We start from the raw sequence: 13548 nt of genomic DNA on the forward strand, positions 1-13548 counted from the left end.
GGGAAGGCGCCGCGTGGCCCCGACGGAGGATTCAGACAACCGTGGACGCGCAAGGCCGTGGGCGGGCGGACGACATCGACCCCGCAGACCAGTGGGTGCTCAACCCGAACACCGGCGAATACGAACTGCGACTGACCCCTTCCGCACCGCAGTCGGGGGTGCCCAGGCCGCGGAGAGGATCCGGTGCTCCCGCGGGAGCGCGTGCGCACACGGCGCCGGGACGGGACCGTGCGGCACCCGGCACCGCCGTGCCCGGGCAGCGCAGACGGCGCGCCGAACCCCCGGAGCCGGTCCCGGGGCGCCGCCGCTCGCGCCCGAAACCCAAGAAGTCGCGGGCGAAGAAGATAGTGCTGTGGACCGGCGGCACCATGGCCTTCGTGCTGGTGGCCGTGTCGGCCGCCGCGTACGCCTACCTCAAGCACCTCGAGGGCAACGTCAATACGACGGACATCGGCAGCGCGGGCGCGAAGGGCTTCAGCAAGGACGAGGCCTTCAACATCCTGATCATCGGCACGGACAAGCGCACCGGCGCCGGCAACGAGGGCTACGGCGACAAGAACAGCGTCGGGCACGCCGACACCAACATCCTGCTGCACGTCTCCAAGGACCGTACGAACGCGACCGCGATGAGCATTCCGCGTGACCTGATCGTCAACGTCCCGGACTGCCCGACCGTACAGCCCGACGGCAGCAAGAAGGTCATCCGCGGCACGCAGAACGTCCGCTTCAACACGAGCCTCGGCCAGGACGGCCGCGACCCGGGCTGCACCATGCGGACGGTCAAGGAAGTCACCGGAATCGCGCCGGACCACTTCATGATGGCCGACTTCAACGCCGTCAAGACGCTGACCAGCGCGGTGGGCGGCGTGGACGTCTGTCTCGCCAAGGACGTCAACGACCCGGACTCGCACCTCAAGCTCTCCGCCGGCAAGCACACGATCGAGGGCGAGCAGGCCCTCGCCTTCGTGCGCACCCGGCACAGCTTCGGCAACCAGGGCGACCTCGACCGCATCAAGGTGCAGCAGCAGTTCCTGGGCTCGCTGATGCGCAAGATGAGCTCCAGCGACACGCTCACCAACCCCGCCAAGCTGGTGAATCTCGCCGAGGCCGCCACCAAGGCGCTGACCGTGGACAGCCAAATCGGCCACGTCAGCACGCTGAAGGACATGGCTCTGGAGCTGAAGAAGGTGCCGACGAAGAACATCACCTTCACCACGGTGCCCGTGATCGACAACCCGGCCGAGAAGGTCCACGCGACGGTCGTGGTGAACCCGACGACGTCCCAGCCCGTCTTCGACGCCATCAAGAACGACGTCTCCTTCACCGCCGTGAAGCAGAAGGAGAAGAAGGAGAAGGCCGCGGTGGCCGCCCGCCTCAAGGGGACCCGTTCCGCCGCCTCCGACATCCGCGTCGACATCTACAACGGCGGCGCCGACGCCGGCTCCGCACAGGAAACTCTTAACTGGCTGCAGAATGATGAGGGCGTGCTCAAGTCCAGCCAGCTCGGAAACGCTGACGAAACACTCAGCAAGACGACCCTCGAGTACTCTCCCGATCAGGCTGATCAGGCGCGCAAGCTGGCCGACCTCATGGGTCTGTCCGGTTCGGCGATGAAGCCCGGCAAGAGCGAGAAGAACTCACAGGGTCTGCCCGCGATCGTGCTGACCCTGGGCAAGGACTTCAAGGGTGCCGGGGTGTCGATGACCACTCCGACGAAGGCGCCGGACGTCGAGAAGTCCACGGCTGACAAGACGGTGTGCGCCAGTTGATGACCTAACGGGTCCGTCGAGCGTCTGACAGGACGTGAGATGTGTCCGGGGGGACACGAGATGTGTCCGGCCGGGCGCGCGACGGACCCGTTTGTCAGGCGCAGGGTGGGGAGGGGCAGGGAGATGGCGCAAAGCAGTGTGCGTGGGGAGGGAGCACGACCACGCGTCCGGCGAGCCGGCGAACTGGGCTGGGACGACAGTCTGTACGACGAGAACGGTGATCTCGTTCAGTCCGCCGGAGAAGGAGTTCGCACGGCCGACGACACGATGCCCCTCAAGCCGCAGGGGCACGGCCGGCACGGCGGCGGCGGTGGACGCCGACGCGGGGGTGAGGGGCGTCCGCGGCGCAGACGTCGCGCGCTGCGCTGGTCGGCGACGGTCCTGTCGGTCCTGATACTCGGCACCGCGGGTGCCGGTTATCTCTACTACCAGCACCTGAACGCCAACCTCAAAAAGGACGACCTGAACATCGGCGACGCGAAGGACCGCGCCGCCCAGTCCAAGCCGAACGCGGCGGGCCAGACCCCGCTGAACATCCTGCTGATCGGCTCGGACGCCCGGGACTCCACGGAGAACCAGAAGCTCGGCGGCGCCAAGGACACCTTCAACACGGCGCCTCGCGCGGATGTCCAGATGCTGCTGCACGTCTCGGCGGACCGCACCAACATGTCGGTGGTCAGCATGCCGCGCGACACGCTGCTGCAGATACCCGAGTGCACGGACCCGGGCACGAAGAAGACCTACGCGGCGAGTACGTCGCCCACCATCACGAACGACTCCCTGGGGCGCGGCGGCCCCGGCTGCACGGTCGCCACCTGGGAGAAGCTGACCGACATCCACATCGACCACTTCATGATGGTCGACTTCTCGGGTGTGGTGTCGATGGCGGACGCCATCGGCGGCGTCCCGGTCTGCGTGGACGCCAACGTCTACTCGCACACCTCCTCCGGGCACGGCTCAGGGCTGAAGCTCAAGGAGGGCACGACGTCCGTCAAGGGCAAGCAGGCCCTGCAGTGGCTGAGGACGCGGTACGGCTTCGAGGACGACACCGACATCGCCCGGACCAAGGCGCAGCACCAGTACATGAACTCGATGGTCCGCCAGCTGCGCGAGAACGCCACGCTGAGCAACCCGAACAAGCTGCGCAAGCTCGCGGACACCGCCACGAACGCGCTGACGGTCGACAACGGCCTCGGGACCGTGGCGAAGCTGTACGACCTGAGCAACGAGCTGAAGAAGGTCCCCACCAAGCGCATCACCATGACGACGATGCCGTGGCAGTACTCCTCCGCCACCAGCGGCCGGGTGGTGCCCAAGCCGGGTGACGCGGCGAAGCTGTTCCGGCTGGTCCGCGAGGACATCGCGCTGGACGGCAAGGACAAGAAGAAGACGACCAAGGAGAGGACCTCCTCGGACCCCGCCGCGGCCGACGACAAGATCGGCGTGATCGTGCAGAACGGCACCCGGACGTCCACGCTCGCCCCGGTCGGCGGGCGCGCCAACACGGTGGCGCAGCTGCTCGTCGGCAAGGGCTTCACGCAGACCAGCGCCGACCGGACGACGGCGACCGCCGAGGCGACGACGGTCATCCGTTACCCCAGCGCCGACCTCGAGGGCGACGCCCTCCGCGTCGCCAAGGCCCTCGGGGTTTCGACCAGCGCGGTGAAGAAGTCGACGGACGTCTCCGGGGTCACGCTGGTCGTCGGCGCCGACTGGCGTTCGGGCACCACGTACAAGGCGGCGGAGGAGGACGACACGACGCCGAAGTCGGCCGACGTGCTCAACGGTTCGGACACCACGGCGTGCATGCACGTCGACCCGGCCTACACCTGGTAGTCCGGGCCGCCGGAACCTATGCCGGGCGGTACTCAGTCGGAGCTGACTACCGCCGGGCGCCGGGACGCGATGACCTTCCTGGCCAGCGCCTTCGGGCTGGTGAGGAAGCCCCAGCCCCACGACATGTGCATCGTGGCGAGGGCGACGGGGATCTGGAGGCGCGCCCGTGGCGCCAGCCCCTTGCCCGCGGGCAGCGAGCCGAGCGCGATGGCCGCGAGGTAGCCGCCGGGGACGAGGAAGCCCCAGGGGGTCAGAGCCGCGCCCACGATCACACCTGCCGCGATCGCGCACACGGCGGTCGGCGGGGCGAGGTAGCGCAGGTTGATGGAGCCCTCGTGGTAGCGGGCGACGACATGCCGCCAGCGCCCGTAGTCCTTGTACTGCTTGGCGAGGGCCCTGATGGACGGACGGGGCCGGTAGGACACCCTCAGCTCGGGCGAGAACCAGATGAGCCCGCCCGCCTCCCGGATCCGGAAGTTCAGCTCCCAGTCCTGGGCGCGAATGAACTCCTCGTTGTAACCGCCCTGCCGCTCCAGCGCCTCGCGCCGGAAGACACCGAGATACACGGTCTCGGCAGAACCCGCCTCGCCGCCGGTGTGGAAGGCGGCGTTCCCGACGCCGATCTTCGAGGTCATCGCGGCGGCGACCGCGTGCTCCCAGTCGTTCTCGCCCTCGGCGTGCATGATGCCGCCGACATTCTGCGCGCCGGTCTCCTCCAGGAGCCGTACGGCGGTCGCGATGTAGTTCGGCGAGAGCATGCCGTGCCCGTCGACGCGTACGACGACGGGGTGCCGGGACGCCTTGATCGCGGCGTTCAGCGCGGCGGGCGTACGTCCGGTCGGGTTCGGCACGGTGTGGACCCGCTTGTTTTCATTGGATGCCGTCTCGCGCACGAGCTCGGCGGCGATCTCGTCCGTACGGTCCGTGGAGGGACCGATGGCGATCACGACCTCCATCTCGCCGTCGTACTCCTGCGCCAGGATCGCTTGGACGGCCCCGCGCAGATGCCGCTCCTCGTTGAGGACGGGCATGATCACAGAAACGGCGGGGGGCCGCACGTCAGACTTCTCGCTCATCGGACGTCACGTTACCGCGAATGGGGGACAGGGACGCGCGCCGCCCGGCCTAAGGCCCGGGCCGCAGATCGTATGGGCCTACGGTGCTCACGGGTCCCCACGTCCGGCCTCGTGGAACGCACCCCCTCCCCGTCCAGCCTCGCGGAGAACACATCCCCGCTCCCCGTCCAGCCTCGCGGAACGCATCCCACGTCCAGCCTCGCGGAGGTGTCCCCCCTTGCCCACCACGCCGCCCCGCTCCCCCGCACGCCCTCAGCGCCAGCCCCAACCATCCCGCTCGGGGCGGCCTCCCGTACGGCCCTCCGGACGGCCCCCCGTACGGCGCAAGAAGCCGCGCTGGGCCATGCGGGTGGTGACGACCATCTCCGTGGTGGTCCTCGCCTCGGCGGGTATCGGGCACGCGGTGGTCACCAGCCTGGACGCGAACATCGCCCGGGTCGACCCCTTCAAGGACATGAAGAACCGCCCGGAGGCGGGCCACGGCATGAACGTGCTGCTGGTCGGCACCGACGGCCGGGACAAGATCACGGAGGCGGAGCGGCGCAAGTTCCGGCTGGGCGGGGAGCCCTGCCACTGCACCGACACGGTCATGATCGTGCACATTTCGGAGGACCGGGAGCGGGCCAGCATCGTCAGCCTGCCGCGCGACTCGTACGCCGAGACGCCCGCGCACATCGACGAGACCACCGGCGAACGGCACGGCCCGCATCCGGTCAAGCTCAACGCGGCGTACGCGGAGGGCGGTCCGAACCTGACCGTGCGCACCGTCGAGAACATGACCCACGTCAAGATCGACCACTATCTGGAGGTCGATTTCATCAGCTTCATGAAGACGGTGGACGTGCTCGGCGGCGTACGGATCTGCACCACACAGCCGCTGAAGGACTCGTACACCGGACTCGATCTGGCGGCGGGTACGCATGACCTGGGCGGCGGTCAGGCCCTGCAGTACGTCCGCTCGCGGCACGTCGACGGGGCCTCCGACCTCGGCCGGATGCAGCGTCAGCAGCGGTTCCTGGCTGCGCTGGTCTCGCAGGCGACCTCGTCCGGGGTCCTGATGAACCCGATGAAGTTCCGCGACGTGACGCGGGCGGTGCTGGGCTCGGTGCGCGCCGACAAGGGCTTCGGCACGGACGAGCTGCTCGACCTCGGGCGGGCCATGCGGAACTTCTCCCCTTCCTCCTCCGAGTTCACGACGGTGCCGATCGAGCAGCTGGATTACGTCGTCAAGGGCCTCGGCTCGACGCTGAAGTGGGACGAGGCGAAGGCGGGACAGCTCTTCCAGAAGCTCCGCGACGACGAGCCGCTCACGGTGCACAAGGCTCGGCCCGCGGCCCTGCGCGTCGATGTCGCCCCGCAGCAGATCCAGGTCCAGGTCGAGAACGGCACCACGACGGCGGGCCTCGGCAAACGCGTCGACAGCGCCCTGGCCGCGACCGGGTTCCGTACGACGCAGCGGCCCACCAGCGCGCGCGACCTGACCACCCGCCGCACCGTGGTCTCCTACGACCCTCGCTGGGACCGCTCGGCCCAGTCCCTCGCGGCAGCACTCCCCGGCGCCGAACTGCGCGCGGTCACCGGCCAGGGGCCGCTGCTGAGGGTGACGGCCGGGACGGACTACAAGCAGGTGAGGCGGGTACGGGCGCAGGACGCGTATCAGGGGGAGGACGGGGTGGTGACGGGGGATCAGGTGGTGTGTCCCTAGGGCGCCCGGCAGGGGGACGGCCCCTCAGTCGTCCAGGCCTTCCGCCGCCCGCTTCTCCCGGAGCTCCATGATCGCCCGCCGCCGCGCCAGCCGGTGCGTGCGGCGGATCTGGGCCTCCTGATACCTCCGCTCGTCCTGCTCGCACTCCGGCAGCACCGCCGGCACCCGCCGCGGCTTCCCGTCGGCGTCGACCGCGGCGAAGACGAGATAGGCCGAGCCGACCTGCTGGGGTGGCGTCGACTCGTTCCAACGCTCGGCGAGGACACGGACGCCGACCTCCATGGAGGTACGTCCGGTCCAGTTCACCTGAGCCTTCACATGGACGAGGTCACCCACGCGGACGGGTTCCAGGAAAGCCATCTCGTCCATGGAGGCGGTGACGGCGGGCCCACCGGAGTGCCGTCCGGCCACCGCGCCCGCCGCGTCGTCGACCAGCTTCATGATCACTCCACCGTGCACCGTGCCCAGAAGGTTGGTGTCGCTGTGGCTCATGATGTGGCTGAGGGTGGTCCGGGACGCGGAGGTCGGCTTGCCCGGAATATCGGATTCCGTGCCGGGGGCCTGGTCTGTCATGGCGTCCACCTTATGCCGGGGGCACACAAGGGCCGCTTTGCATCAGCTCTGCAACAGCCGTGACCCAGATCTCCTGACTCTCTTGTAAGGCACACAGTGCGGCCCTGCACACTGGTCGGCATGAACGAATGGCCTGGGGGCACGTCCCGTCCGAGCGGAGCCGAGGATGGGGGAGGGTGGTCCGGAGACAATCGCAGCAATGGCGGCAACCGCTACGGACGCGGCAGCGCAGGCGCACAGCCTGAGGGCGCCCGCGTCATGCGGCAGGTCCGCCGCGGGCAGGCGAGGCCCGGCCCAGGGCCGGATGCGCCGCCGTACGGCGGGGTACCCCGGCAGCCGTCGTACGTCGATGGGCAGGGGTACGACGACGGATACGACAACGGGTACGACTCCGGCTACAACACGGGCCAGGTGTACGGAGCCCCGGGCGGCCCCGGCGGCCCGCAGGGACCCGGCCCCACCGGCACGCGAGGCCCCCGCCCCGCGCCGAACTGGCGGCGCCGGATCAAGTGGACCGCGATAACCCTGGTCACGGTGCTGGTCGCGGTCTCCGTCGGCACGTACTTCTGGGCGGACTCCAAGCTCCACCGTGACGTGGATCTCTCCAAGGTCATCGACCGGCCCGAGGCGGGCTCGGGCACGAACTATCTGATCGTCGGTTCCGACAGCCGCGCCGGCATGTCCGCCGAGGAGAAGAAGAAGCTGCACACCGGCTCCGCCGAGGGCAAGCGCACGGACTCGATGATGATCCTGCACACCGGGAGCAACGGCTCGACGCTGATCTCGCTGCCGCGCGACTCGAACGTGACGATCCCGACATTCCGCGGCTCGGAGTCCGGCAAGATCAAGGGCCCGCTGGGCACGAACAAGCTGAACGCGGCCTACGCCTTCGACGGCCCCACGCTCCTCGTGCGCACCGTCGAGTACAACACCGGCCTGCACATCGACCACTACGTGGAGATCGGCTTCGCCGGGTTCGCGAACATCGTCGACGCGGTCGGCGGCGTGGAGATGAACCTCGACAAGGGTTTCAAGGACAAGTACTCGGGCGCGGACTTCAAGGCGGGCAAGCAGACCCTCAACGGCGAGCAGGCCCTCGCCTTCGTCCGTACCCGCCACGCCTTCGCGGCCTCCGACCTGGAGCGCACGAAGAACCAGCAGAAGTTCCTGGCCGCCCTGGCCCACCAGGTCGCGACCCCTTCGACGGTCCTGAACCCCTTCAAGCTCTACCCGACGATGGGCGCGGGCCTCGACAGCCTCACCGTCGACAAGGACATGAGCCTGTGGGACCTGGGCGACATGTTCTGGGCGATGAAGGGCGTCACCGGGGGCGACGGCAAGTCCATGAACATGCCGATCTCCGGCTCCTCCGGCGGCAACCTGGTCTGGGACAAGGCAAAGGTGAAGACCCTGGTGAGCGAGCTGAAGAACGACGAGAAGGTCACGGTCTCGGGCAACTGACGACCGGGCCACCCAGGCCCAGCCGCACGCCACCAGCACGATGTGCGGCAGGGTCATACTCCCCACCCGGGTCGAGGGCACCAGGAAGGTGCCCTCGAGACCGGTCAGGCCCAGCTCACATGCTGGCGCCCGCCATCGCACGGCACATCTCGGCGCAGCGGCGACAGGACTCGGCGCAGCGCATCAACTGCTGGTCGTCCGGCATGGACATACACGCCTCGGCACACATGTCGCACGCCTTGGCGCACATGGCGCACATCTCGGCCGACAGGGGCGAGCGGCGCATCATCATGTCGGCGCACATGCGGGTCATCTCGGAGCAGTCCATGAGCGTGCGCATGATCTGCATCTGGGACTGGCCGCCCATCTGCATGCAGGAGCTCATGGTCTCCTCGCACATGCTGTGGCAGGCCATGCACGCCTCGACGCAGTCCTGCATCTCCTTGCTCATCGCGGTCATGGTTCCGGGCTGGGTCATGGCTCCTCCTGGGACGAGAGGGGTCCGGAGCGGACCCCGCGCCCTTCTGTGTTACGCCTGCCCGCCGCCCCGCGCCATCGGGCGGACGTGAACAATCCGCTACGAACACCTCACCGCCAAAGCGACAAAAGCCCCCGGAATCCCTCCAGGGGCTGTGCCGCCGATACGCCGATCGGTTACGCGTCCGCTCTCCCGCCCTACGGCAGGTTGCGGGCCATCACGATCCGCTGGACCTGGTTCGTGCCTTCATAGATCTGGGTGATCTTGGCGTCGCGCATCATGCGCTCGACCGGGTAGTCGCGGGTGTAGCCGTACCCGCCGAGGAGCTGGACCGCGTCCGTGGTGACCTCCATCGCCACGTCCGAGGCGAAGCACTTCGCCGCGGCGCCCTGGAAGGTGAGGTCCCGTTCTCCACCTCCGGCGGCGACGCGCTCCGACTTCGCCGCCGCCGCGTACGTCAGCTGGCGGGCGGCCTCGATCTTCATGGCCATGTCGGCGAGCATGAACTGGATGCCCTGGAAGTCGGCGATGGGCTTGCCGAACTGCTTGCGCTCCTGGACGTAGCCCTTGGCGTAGTCGAGGGCGCCCTGGGCGATCCCGAGGGCCTGGGCGGCGATCGTGATGCGGGTGTGGTCCAGGGTCTTCATGGCGGTCGCGAAGCCGGTGCCCTCTTCGCCGATCATGCGGTCGGCCGGGATGCGGACGTTGTCGAGGTAGACCTCGCGCGTCGGGCTGCCCTTGATGCCGAGCTTCTTCTCCGGGGCGCCGAAGGAGACGCCCTCGTCGGACTTCTCGACCACGAACGCCGAGATGCCCTTCGAGCGCTTCGTGGGGTCGGTGACCGCCATCACCGTGTAGTAGTCGGACACGCCCGCGTTGGTGATCCAGCGCTTCACGCCGTTCAGGACGTAGGAGTCGCCGTCGCGGACCGCCTTCGTCTTCATGCCCGCCGCGTCCGAACCCGCGTCCGGCTCGGAGAGGCAGTACGAGAACATGCCGTCGCCCTTGGCGAGCGGGGCCAGGTACTTCTTCTTGAGGTCCTCGGAGCCCGAGAGGATCACCGGGAGCGAGCCCAGCTTGTTCACGGCCGGGATCAGGGACGAGGACGCGCACACGCGCGCCACCTCCTCGATCACGATCACCGTGGCCAGCGCGTCGGCGCCCGCGCCGCCATACGTCTCCGGTACGTGCACCGCGTGCAACTCGGAGGAGACCAGCGCGTCCAGGGCCTCCTGGGGGAAACGGGCTTCCTCGTCCACCGCTGCGGCGTACGGCGCGATCTTCGCCTCGGCCAGCGAACGGATCGCGTCCCGGAGCATGTCGTGCTCCTCGGACGGACGGTACAGGTCGAAATCAGCCGATCCGGCCAAGGTCTCTCACGCTCCAAGGGATGCTGTGGTGGCGCTAACTACCGTTAAGTAACCCAAATTTTAGGGGCCCGCCCACGGGAGGGATACGTGAGCTTGGCGACAAGGGGAAAACACCGGGAGAACCGTCCGGTCAGGGCGCCCGGCAAACCCCCGACTATGCTCGACCAGCGCACCCACGGCCGTAAACCCCAGGAGCATTCATGGCCCTCAAGATCACCGTGATCGGCACCGGCTATCTCGGCGCCACCCACGCCGCGGCCATGGCCGAGCTCGGTTTCGAGGTCCTCGGGCTCGATGTGGTGCCGGAGAAGATCGAGATGCTCCAGCGGGGCGAGGTCCCGATGTTCGAGCCAGGGCTCGAGGAGCTGCTGCGCAAGCATGTCGCCGGGATCGAGGGGTCCACCGGACGGCTGCGGTTCACCATGGACTGGGCCGAGGTCGGAGAGTTCGGCGACATCCACTTCGTCTGCGTCAACACGCCGCAGAAGCACGGTGAGTACGCCTGTGACATGTCGTACGTCGACGCGGCCTTCAGGGCCCTCGCGCCGCATCTGCGCGCTCCCGCCCTCGTCGTCGGCAAGTCCACCGTGCCAGTCGGCTCGGCGGAGCGGCTGGCCGCCGAACTCGCGCGGCTCGCGCCCGTCGGGGACGACGCCGAGCTGGCCTGGAACCCCGAGTTCCTGCGCGAGGGCTTCGCCGTGAACGACACGCTGCATCCCGACCGGATCGTGGTGGGGGTGCGCAGCGAGCGGGCGGAGAAGCTGCTGCGCGAGGTGTACATGACGCCGGTCGCCGAGGGTTCGCCGTTCGTGGTGACCGACTTCCCGACCGCCGAACTGGTGAAGACCTCCGCGAACTCCTTCCTCGCCACCAAGATCTCCTTCATCAACGCCATGGCCGAGGTCTGCGAGGCGGCCGGCGGCGATGTCGCCAGGCTGGCCGAGGCGCTCGGGCACGACGAGCGGATCGGCAGCAAGTTCCTGCGGGCGGGGATCGGCTTCGGCGGCGGATGTCTGCCGAAGGACATCCGCGCCTTCATGGCCCGTGCCGGTGAGCTCGGTGCCGACCAGGCGCTGACCTTCCTGCGCGAGATCGACTCCATCAACATGCGGCGGCGCGGGCAGATGGTGGAGATGGCCCGGGAGGCGCTCGGGGGCGGTTCCTTCCTCGGCAAGCGGGTCGCCGTACTCGGCGCGACCTTCAAGCCGGACTCGGACGACGTACGGGACTCGCCTGCACTGAACGTCGCCGGGCAGATCCACCTCCAGGGCGGCCAGGTCACCGTGTACGACCCGAAGGGCATGGAGAACGCGCGGCGGCTCTTCCCGACGCTCGGGTACGCCGACTCCGCCGTCGAGGCCGTGCGCGGCGCGGATGTCGTCCTGCATCTGACGGAGTGGCGCGAGTTCCGTGAGCTGGACCCGGCGGTGCTCGGCAAGGCGGCCGCGGCCCGTGTGCTGCTGGACGGGCGCAACGCGCTCGACCCGGAGGTGTGGCGCCGGGCCGGGTGGACGTACCGGGCGATGGGACGCCCGACGGCCTGAGCGACGAGGTGACGCCGGTCCGGCCGAGGCTCAGTCGGCCGGACCGGCGTCCGTTGTATTCTGCACCACCGCCCGCCGCTGGCGTGTGTACTCCTTCCGGGCGGGGCACCCGTTCTGTCTGTGTGCCCGCTGAACGAGGAGGACGTCATGGAGCAGCCCGTCGCGCGTTTGCGTTCCGTCGTACTCGACTGTCCCGACCCCGGCGCGCTCGCCGAGTTCTACGCGCGCGTGGCGGGTGGCACGCCTGAGCCGGACGACGACTGGGTGGTCCTCAACGTCCCGGACGGGCCGCGGCTGTCGTTCCAGCGGGCGACGGGGTACGCGCCGCCGGAGTGGCCGCGGGCCGATCGCAACTCGCAGCAGTTCCATGTCGACTTCGATGCCGGACCCACCTGGGAGGACGTCGACGCCGCCCAGGAGAAGGTGCTGGCGCTGGGTGCCCGGCCGCTGGACCTGGACGACCAGAACGGCAAGAAGGACTTCCGGGTGTACGCGGACCCGGCGGGGCATCCGTTCTGCCTCTGCCGGATCGAGCACCCGTAAGGAGCCCTCAGCCGTCGAGGTCCGCGATCTTCGCCGCGGACGGTTCGCGGCGCTGCTGGGCGGCGCGGGCCGTGAAGTCCGCGCCCCGCAGCATCCGTTGGACATTGCCCCAGGTGAGCAGGGCGAGGTCGGACTCGGACCAGCCTCGGGAGAGGAGTTCCGCGATGAGGTGCGGGTAGCAGGAGGCGTCGGCCAGGTCCTGCGGGTGGGCGGCACCGGAGTCGTACGTGCCCGAGACACCGACGCACTCGGCTCCCGCGAGGGCGCGGACGTGGTCGAGGTGGTCGGCGACGTCCCGTACCGAGGGACCCGTCTGTTCGGCCGTGAGCGGGACGAGGCACAGGCCCTTGGCGGCGCCCAGTTCGCGCAGGACGTCGTCGGGCAGGTTGGCCGGGTGGGGGCGCAGGGCGCGGGCGGCCGAGCGGGTGAAGAGGACGGGGGCCTTGGTGACCGCGAAGACGCGGCTGATGGTGGCGTCGGAGGCGCCGGAGAGGTCGGCGAGGACGCCGATGCGGTTCATCTCGCGCAGCATCTCCTCGCCGAAGCGGGTCAGGCCCGTCCCGCTCGCCCAGGAGGCGCCCGAGAGCGTGAGGACCCGCAGGCCGAGCGTGCGCAGGCTGCGCAGGATGCCCATGGAGTCGCCGACGGCCGCCGCTCCGGCGGGGCCGAGCATGACGGCGACGCGGCCGCAGTTGCGGGCGTCGGTGATCTCGGCGGCGCCGTACGCCATGCGCAGGCCTTCGGGGTGGGCGCGGACCACGGTCTTCACCAGGTCCAGCTGCTCGATGGTCGCACCCACGGCGCGGTCGCCGGCGAGGCCCTCGGGCAGGTGCAGCGACCAGAACAGGGCGCCCACGTGCCCTTCCCGCATCCGGGGGATGTCCGTGTCCACGGCGCTCTCGCCCAGTTCCAGATCGAACCAGGGCAGGTGACGCAGCGCCCAGGGCAGCCCGCTGTAGCCGTCGGCGACGGGGTGGCCGGCGAGGAAGGCGTGGGCCCGCTGAAGCGGGTCGGCGTCGGCGTCGGGCTCCGCGGTCCCGGGGGGCAACTGCTCGGCCTCCGGCCAGGCGGCGCGCCCTTCGAGCTCGCCCACCTCGGTGGTGGCGTGCAGTTCGTCCTGCAGGTCTGCCATGACGTGGCTCCGTGGGGTGGACGGTGATCGCAGTACCGTCACCGTCGCACGGAGGCCGGGG

11 protein-coding genes are annotated in these 13548 nt (G+C 69.3%); 6 read left to right on the forward strand and 5 right to left on the reverse strand.

Going from position 1 to position 13548, the window contains the following annotated elements:
• The first annotated feature begins 41 nt into the window (after positions 1 to 41).
• Both AB0D27_RS13260 and AB0D27_RS13265 read left to right on the forward strand, forming a co-directional pair.
• A complete protein-coding gene (locus tag AB0D27_RS13260) occupies positions 42 to 1769 on the forward strand; it encodes an LCP family protein (protein ID WP_362506509.1) in 1728 nt (575 codons plus the stop codon).
• A gap of 123 nt (positions 1770 to 1892) precedes the next feature.
• Positions 1893 to 3605 (forward strand): LCP family protein, encoded by a 1713-nt coding sequence (locus AB0D27_RS13265; RefSeq protein ID WP_362506512.1) that lies wholly within the window; start codon positions 1893 to 1895, stop codon positions 3603 to 3605.
• 32 nt (positions 3606 to 3637) lie between these two features.
• Here the strand turns inward: AB0D27_RS13265 and AB0D27_RS13270 are convergent, their stop codons facing one another.
• The gene (locus AB0D27_RS13270) at positions 3638 to 4681 is read right to left on the reverse strand and encodes a glycosyltransferase family 2 protein (protein ID WP_362506515.1); all 1044 of its coding nucleotides are present in this window, start codon (positions 4679 to 4681) and stop codon (positions 3638 to 3640) included.
• Positions 4682 to 4865: 184 nt separating this feature from the next.
• On the opposite strand from AB0D27_RS13270, the gene AB0D27_RS13275 reads away from it, so the two are divergent.
• The gene (locus AB0D27_RS13275; RefSeq protein WP_362506721.1) at positions 4866 to 6386 is read left to right on the forward strand and encodes an LCP family protein; all 1521 of its coding nucleotides are present in this window, start codon (positions 4866 to 4868) and stop codon (positions 6384 to 6386) included.
• Positions 6387 to 6410: 24 nt separating this feature from the next.
• Here AB0D27_RS13275 and AB0D27_RS13280 read toward each other — a convergent pair whose 3' ends face one another.
• Complete coding sequence (locus AB0D27_RS13280; RefSeq protein ID WP_362506518.1) at positions 6411 to 6959, reverse strand: acyl-CoA thioesterase; 549 nt, start codon at positions 6957 to 6959, stop codon at positions 6411 to 6413.
• A 258-nt stretch (positions 6960 to 7217) separates the two neighbouring features.
• On the opposite strand from AB0D27_RS13280, the gene AB0D27_RS13285 reads away from it, so the two are divergent.
• On the forward strand, positions 7218 to 8420 hold the full coding sequence (locus tag AB0D27_RS13285; RefSeq protein WP_362506521.1) for an LCP family protein: 1203 nt from the start codon (positions 7218 to 7220) through the stop codon (positions 8418 to 8420).
• 115 nt (positions 8421 to 8535) lie between these two features.
• Here AB0D27_RS13285 and AB0D27_RS13290 read toward each other — a convergent pair whose 3' ends face one another.
• Both AB0D27_RS13290 and AB0D27_RS13295 read right to left on the reverse strand, forming a co-directional pair.
• On the reverse strand, positions 8536 to 8898 hold the full coding sequence (locus AB0D27_RS13290) for a four-helix bundle copper-binding protein (protein WP_362506524.1): 363 nt from the start codon (positions 8896 to 8898) through the stop codon (positions 8536 to 8538).
• Between the two features lie 197 nt (positions 8899 to 9095).
• Positions 9096 to 10268: an acyl-CoA dehydrogenase family protein gene (locus AB0D27_RS13295; RefSeq protein ID WP_362506527.1), complete on the reverse strand. Its 1173-nt coding sequence runs from the start codon at positions 10266 to 10268 to the stop codon at positions 9096 to 9098.
• A 200-nt stretch (positions 10269 to 10468) separates the two neighbouring features.
• Between AB0D27_RS13295 and AB0D27_RS13300 the strand changes: the two genes are divergently transcribed.
• Both AB0D27_RS13300 and AB0D27_RS13305 read left to right on the forward strand, forming a co-directional pair.
• Positions 10469 to 11812, forward strand: a complete 1344-nt coding sequence (locus AB0D27_RS13300; protein WP_362506530.1) for a UDP-glucose/GDP-mannose dehydrogenase family protein — start codon at positions 10469 to 10471, stop codon at positions 11810 to 11812.
• Between the two features lie 147 nt (positions 11813 to 11959).
• Positions 11960 to 12355, forward strand: coding sequence for a VOC family protein (locus AB0D27_RS13305; protein WP_362506533.1), 396 nt, complete (start codon positions 11960 to 11962; stop codon positions 12353 to 12355).
• Positions 12356 to 12362: 7 nt separating this feature from the next.
• Here AB0D27_RS13305 and AB0D27_RS13310 read toward each other — a convergent pair whose 3' ends face one another.
• Complete coding sequence (locus AB0D27_RS13310; RefSeq protein ID WP_362506536.1) at positions 12363 to 13487, reverse strand: dipeptidase; 1125 nt, start codon at positions 13485 to 13487, stop codon at positions 12363 to 12365.
• Positions 13488 to 13548: the final 61 nt, after the last annotated feature.

Origin of the sequence: Streptomyces sp. NPDC048415, from assembly GCF_040651675.1 — a bacterium.
Lineage (GTDB): Bacteria > Actinomycetota > Actinomycetes > Streptomycetales > Streptomycetaceae > Streptomyces.

What these genes read in the sequence shown, in the direction of transcription:
- AB0D27_RS13265 (WP_362506512.1), top strand. Translation starts at nt 1,893, where the DNA reads ATGGCGCAAAGCAGTGTGCGTGGGGAGGGAGCACGACCACGCGTCCGG.
- AB0D27_RS13310 (WP_362506536.1), bottom strand. Translation starts at nt 13,487, where the DNA reads ATGGCAGACCTGCAGGACGAACTGCACGCCACCACCGAGGTGGGCGAG.
- AB0D27_RS13270 (WP_362506515.1), bottom strand. Translation starts at nt 4,681, where the DNA reads ATGAGCGAGAAGTCTGACGTGCGGCCCCCCGCCGTTTCTGTGATCATG.
- AB0D27_RS13280 (WP_362506518.1), bottom strand. Translation starts at nt 6,959, where the DNA reads ATGACAGACCAGGCCCCCGGCACGGAATCCGATATTCCGGGCAAGCCG.
- AB0D27_RS13305 (WP_362506533.1), top strand. Translation starts at nt 11,960, where the DNA reads ATGGAGCAGCCCGTCGCGCGTTTGCGTTCCGTCGTACTCGACTGTCCC.
- AB0D27_RS13300 (WP_362506530.1), top strand. Translation starts at nt 10,469, where the DNA reads ATGGCCCTCAAGATCACCGTGATCGGCACCGGCTATCTCGGCGCCACC.
- AB0D27_RS13290 (WP_362506524.1), bottom strand. Translation starts at nt 8,898, where the DNA reads ATGACCCAGCCCGGAACCATGACCGCGATGAGCAAGGAGATGCAGGAC.
- AB0D27_RS13285 (WP_362506521.1), top strand. Translation starts at nt 7,218, where the DNA reads ATGCGGCAGGTCCGCCGCGGGCAGGCGAGGCCCGGCCCAGGGCCGGAT.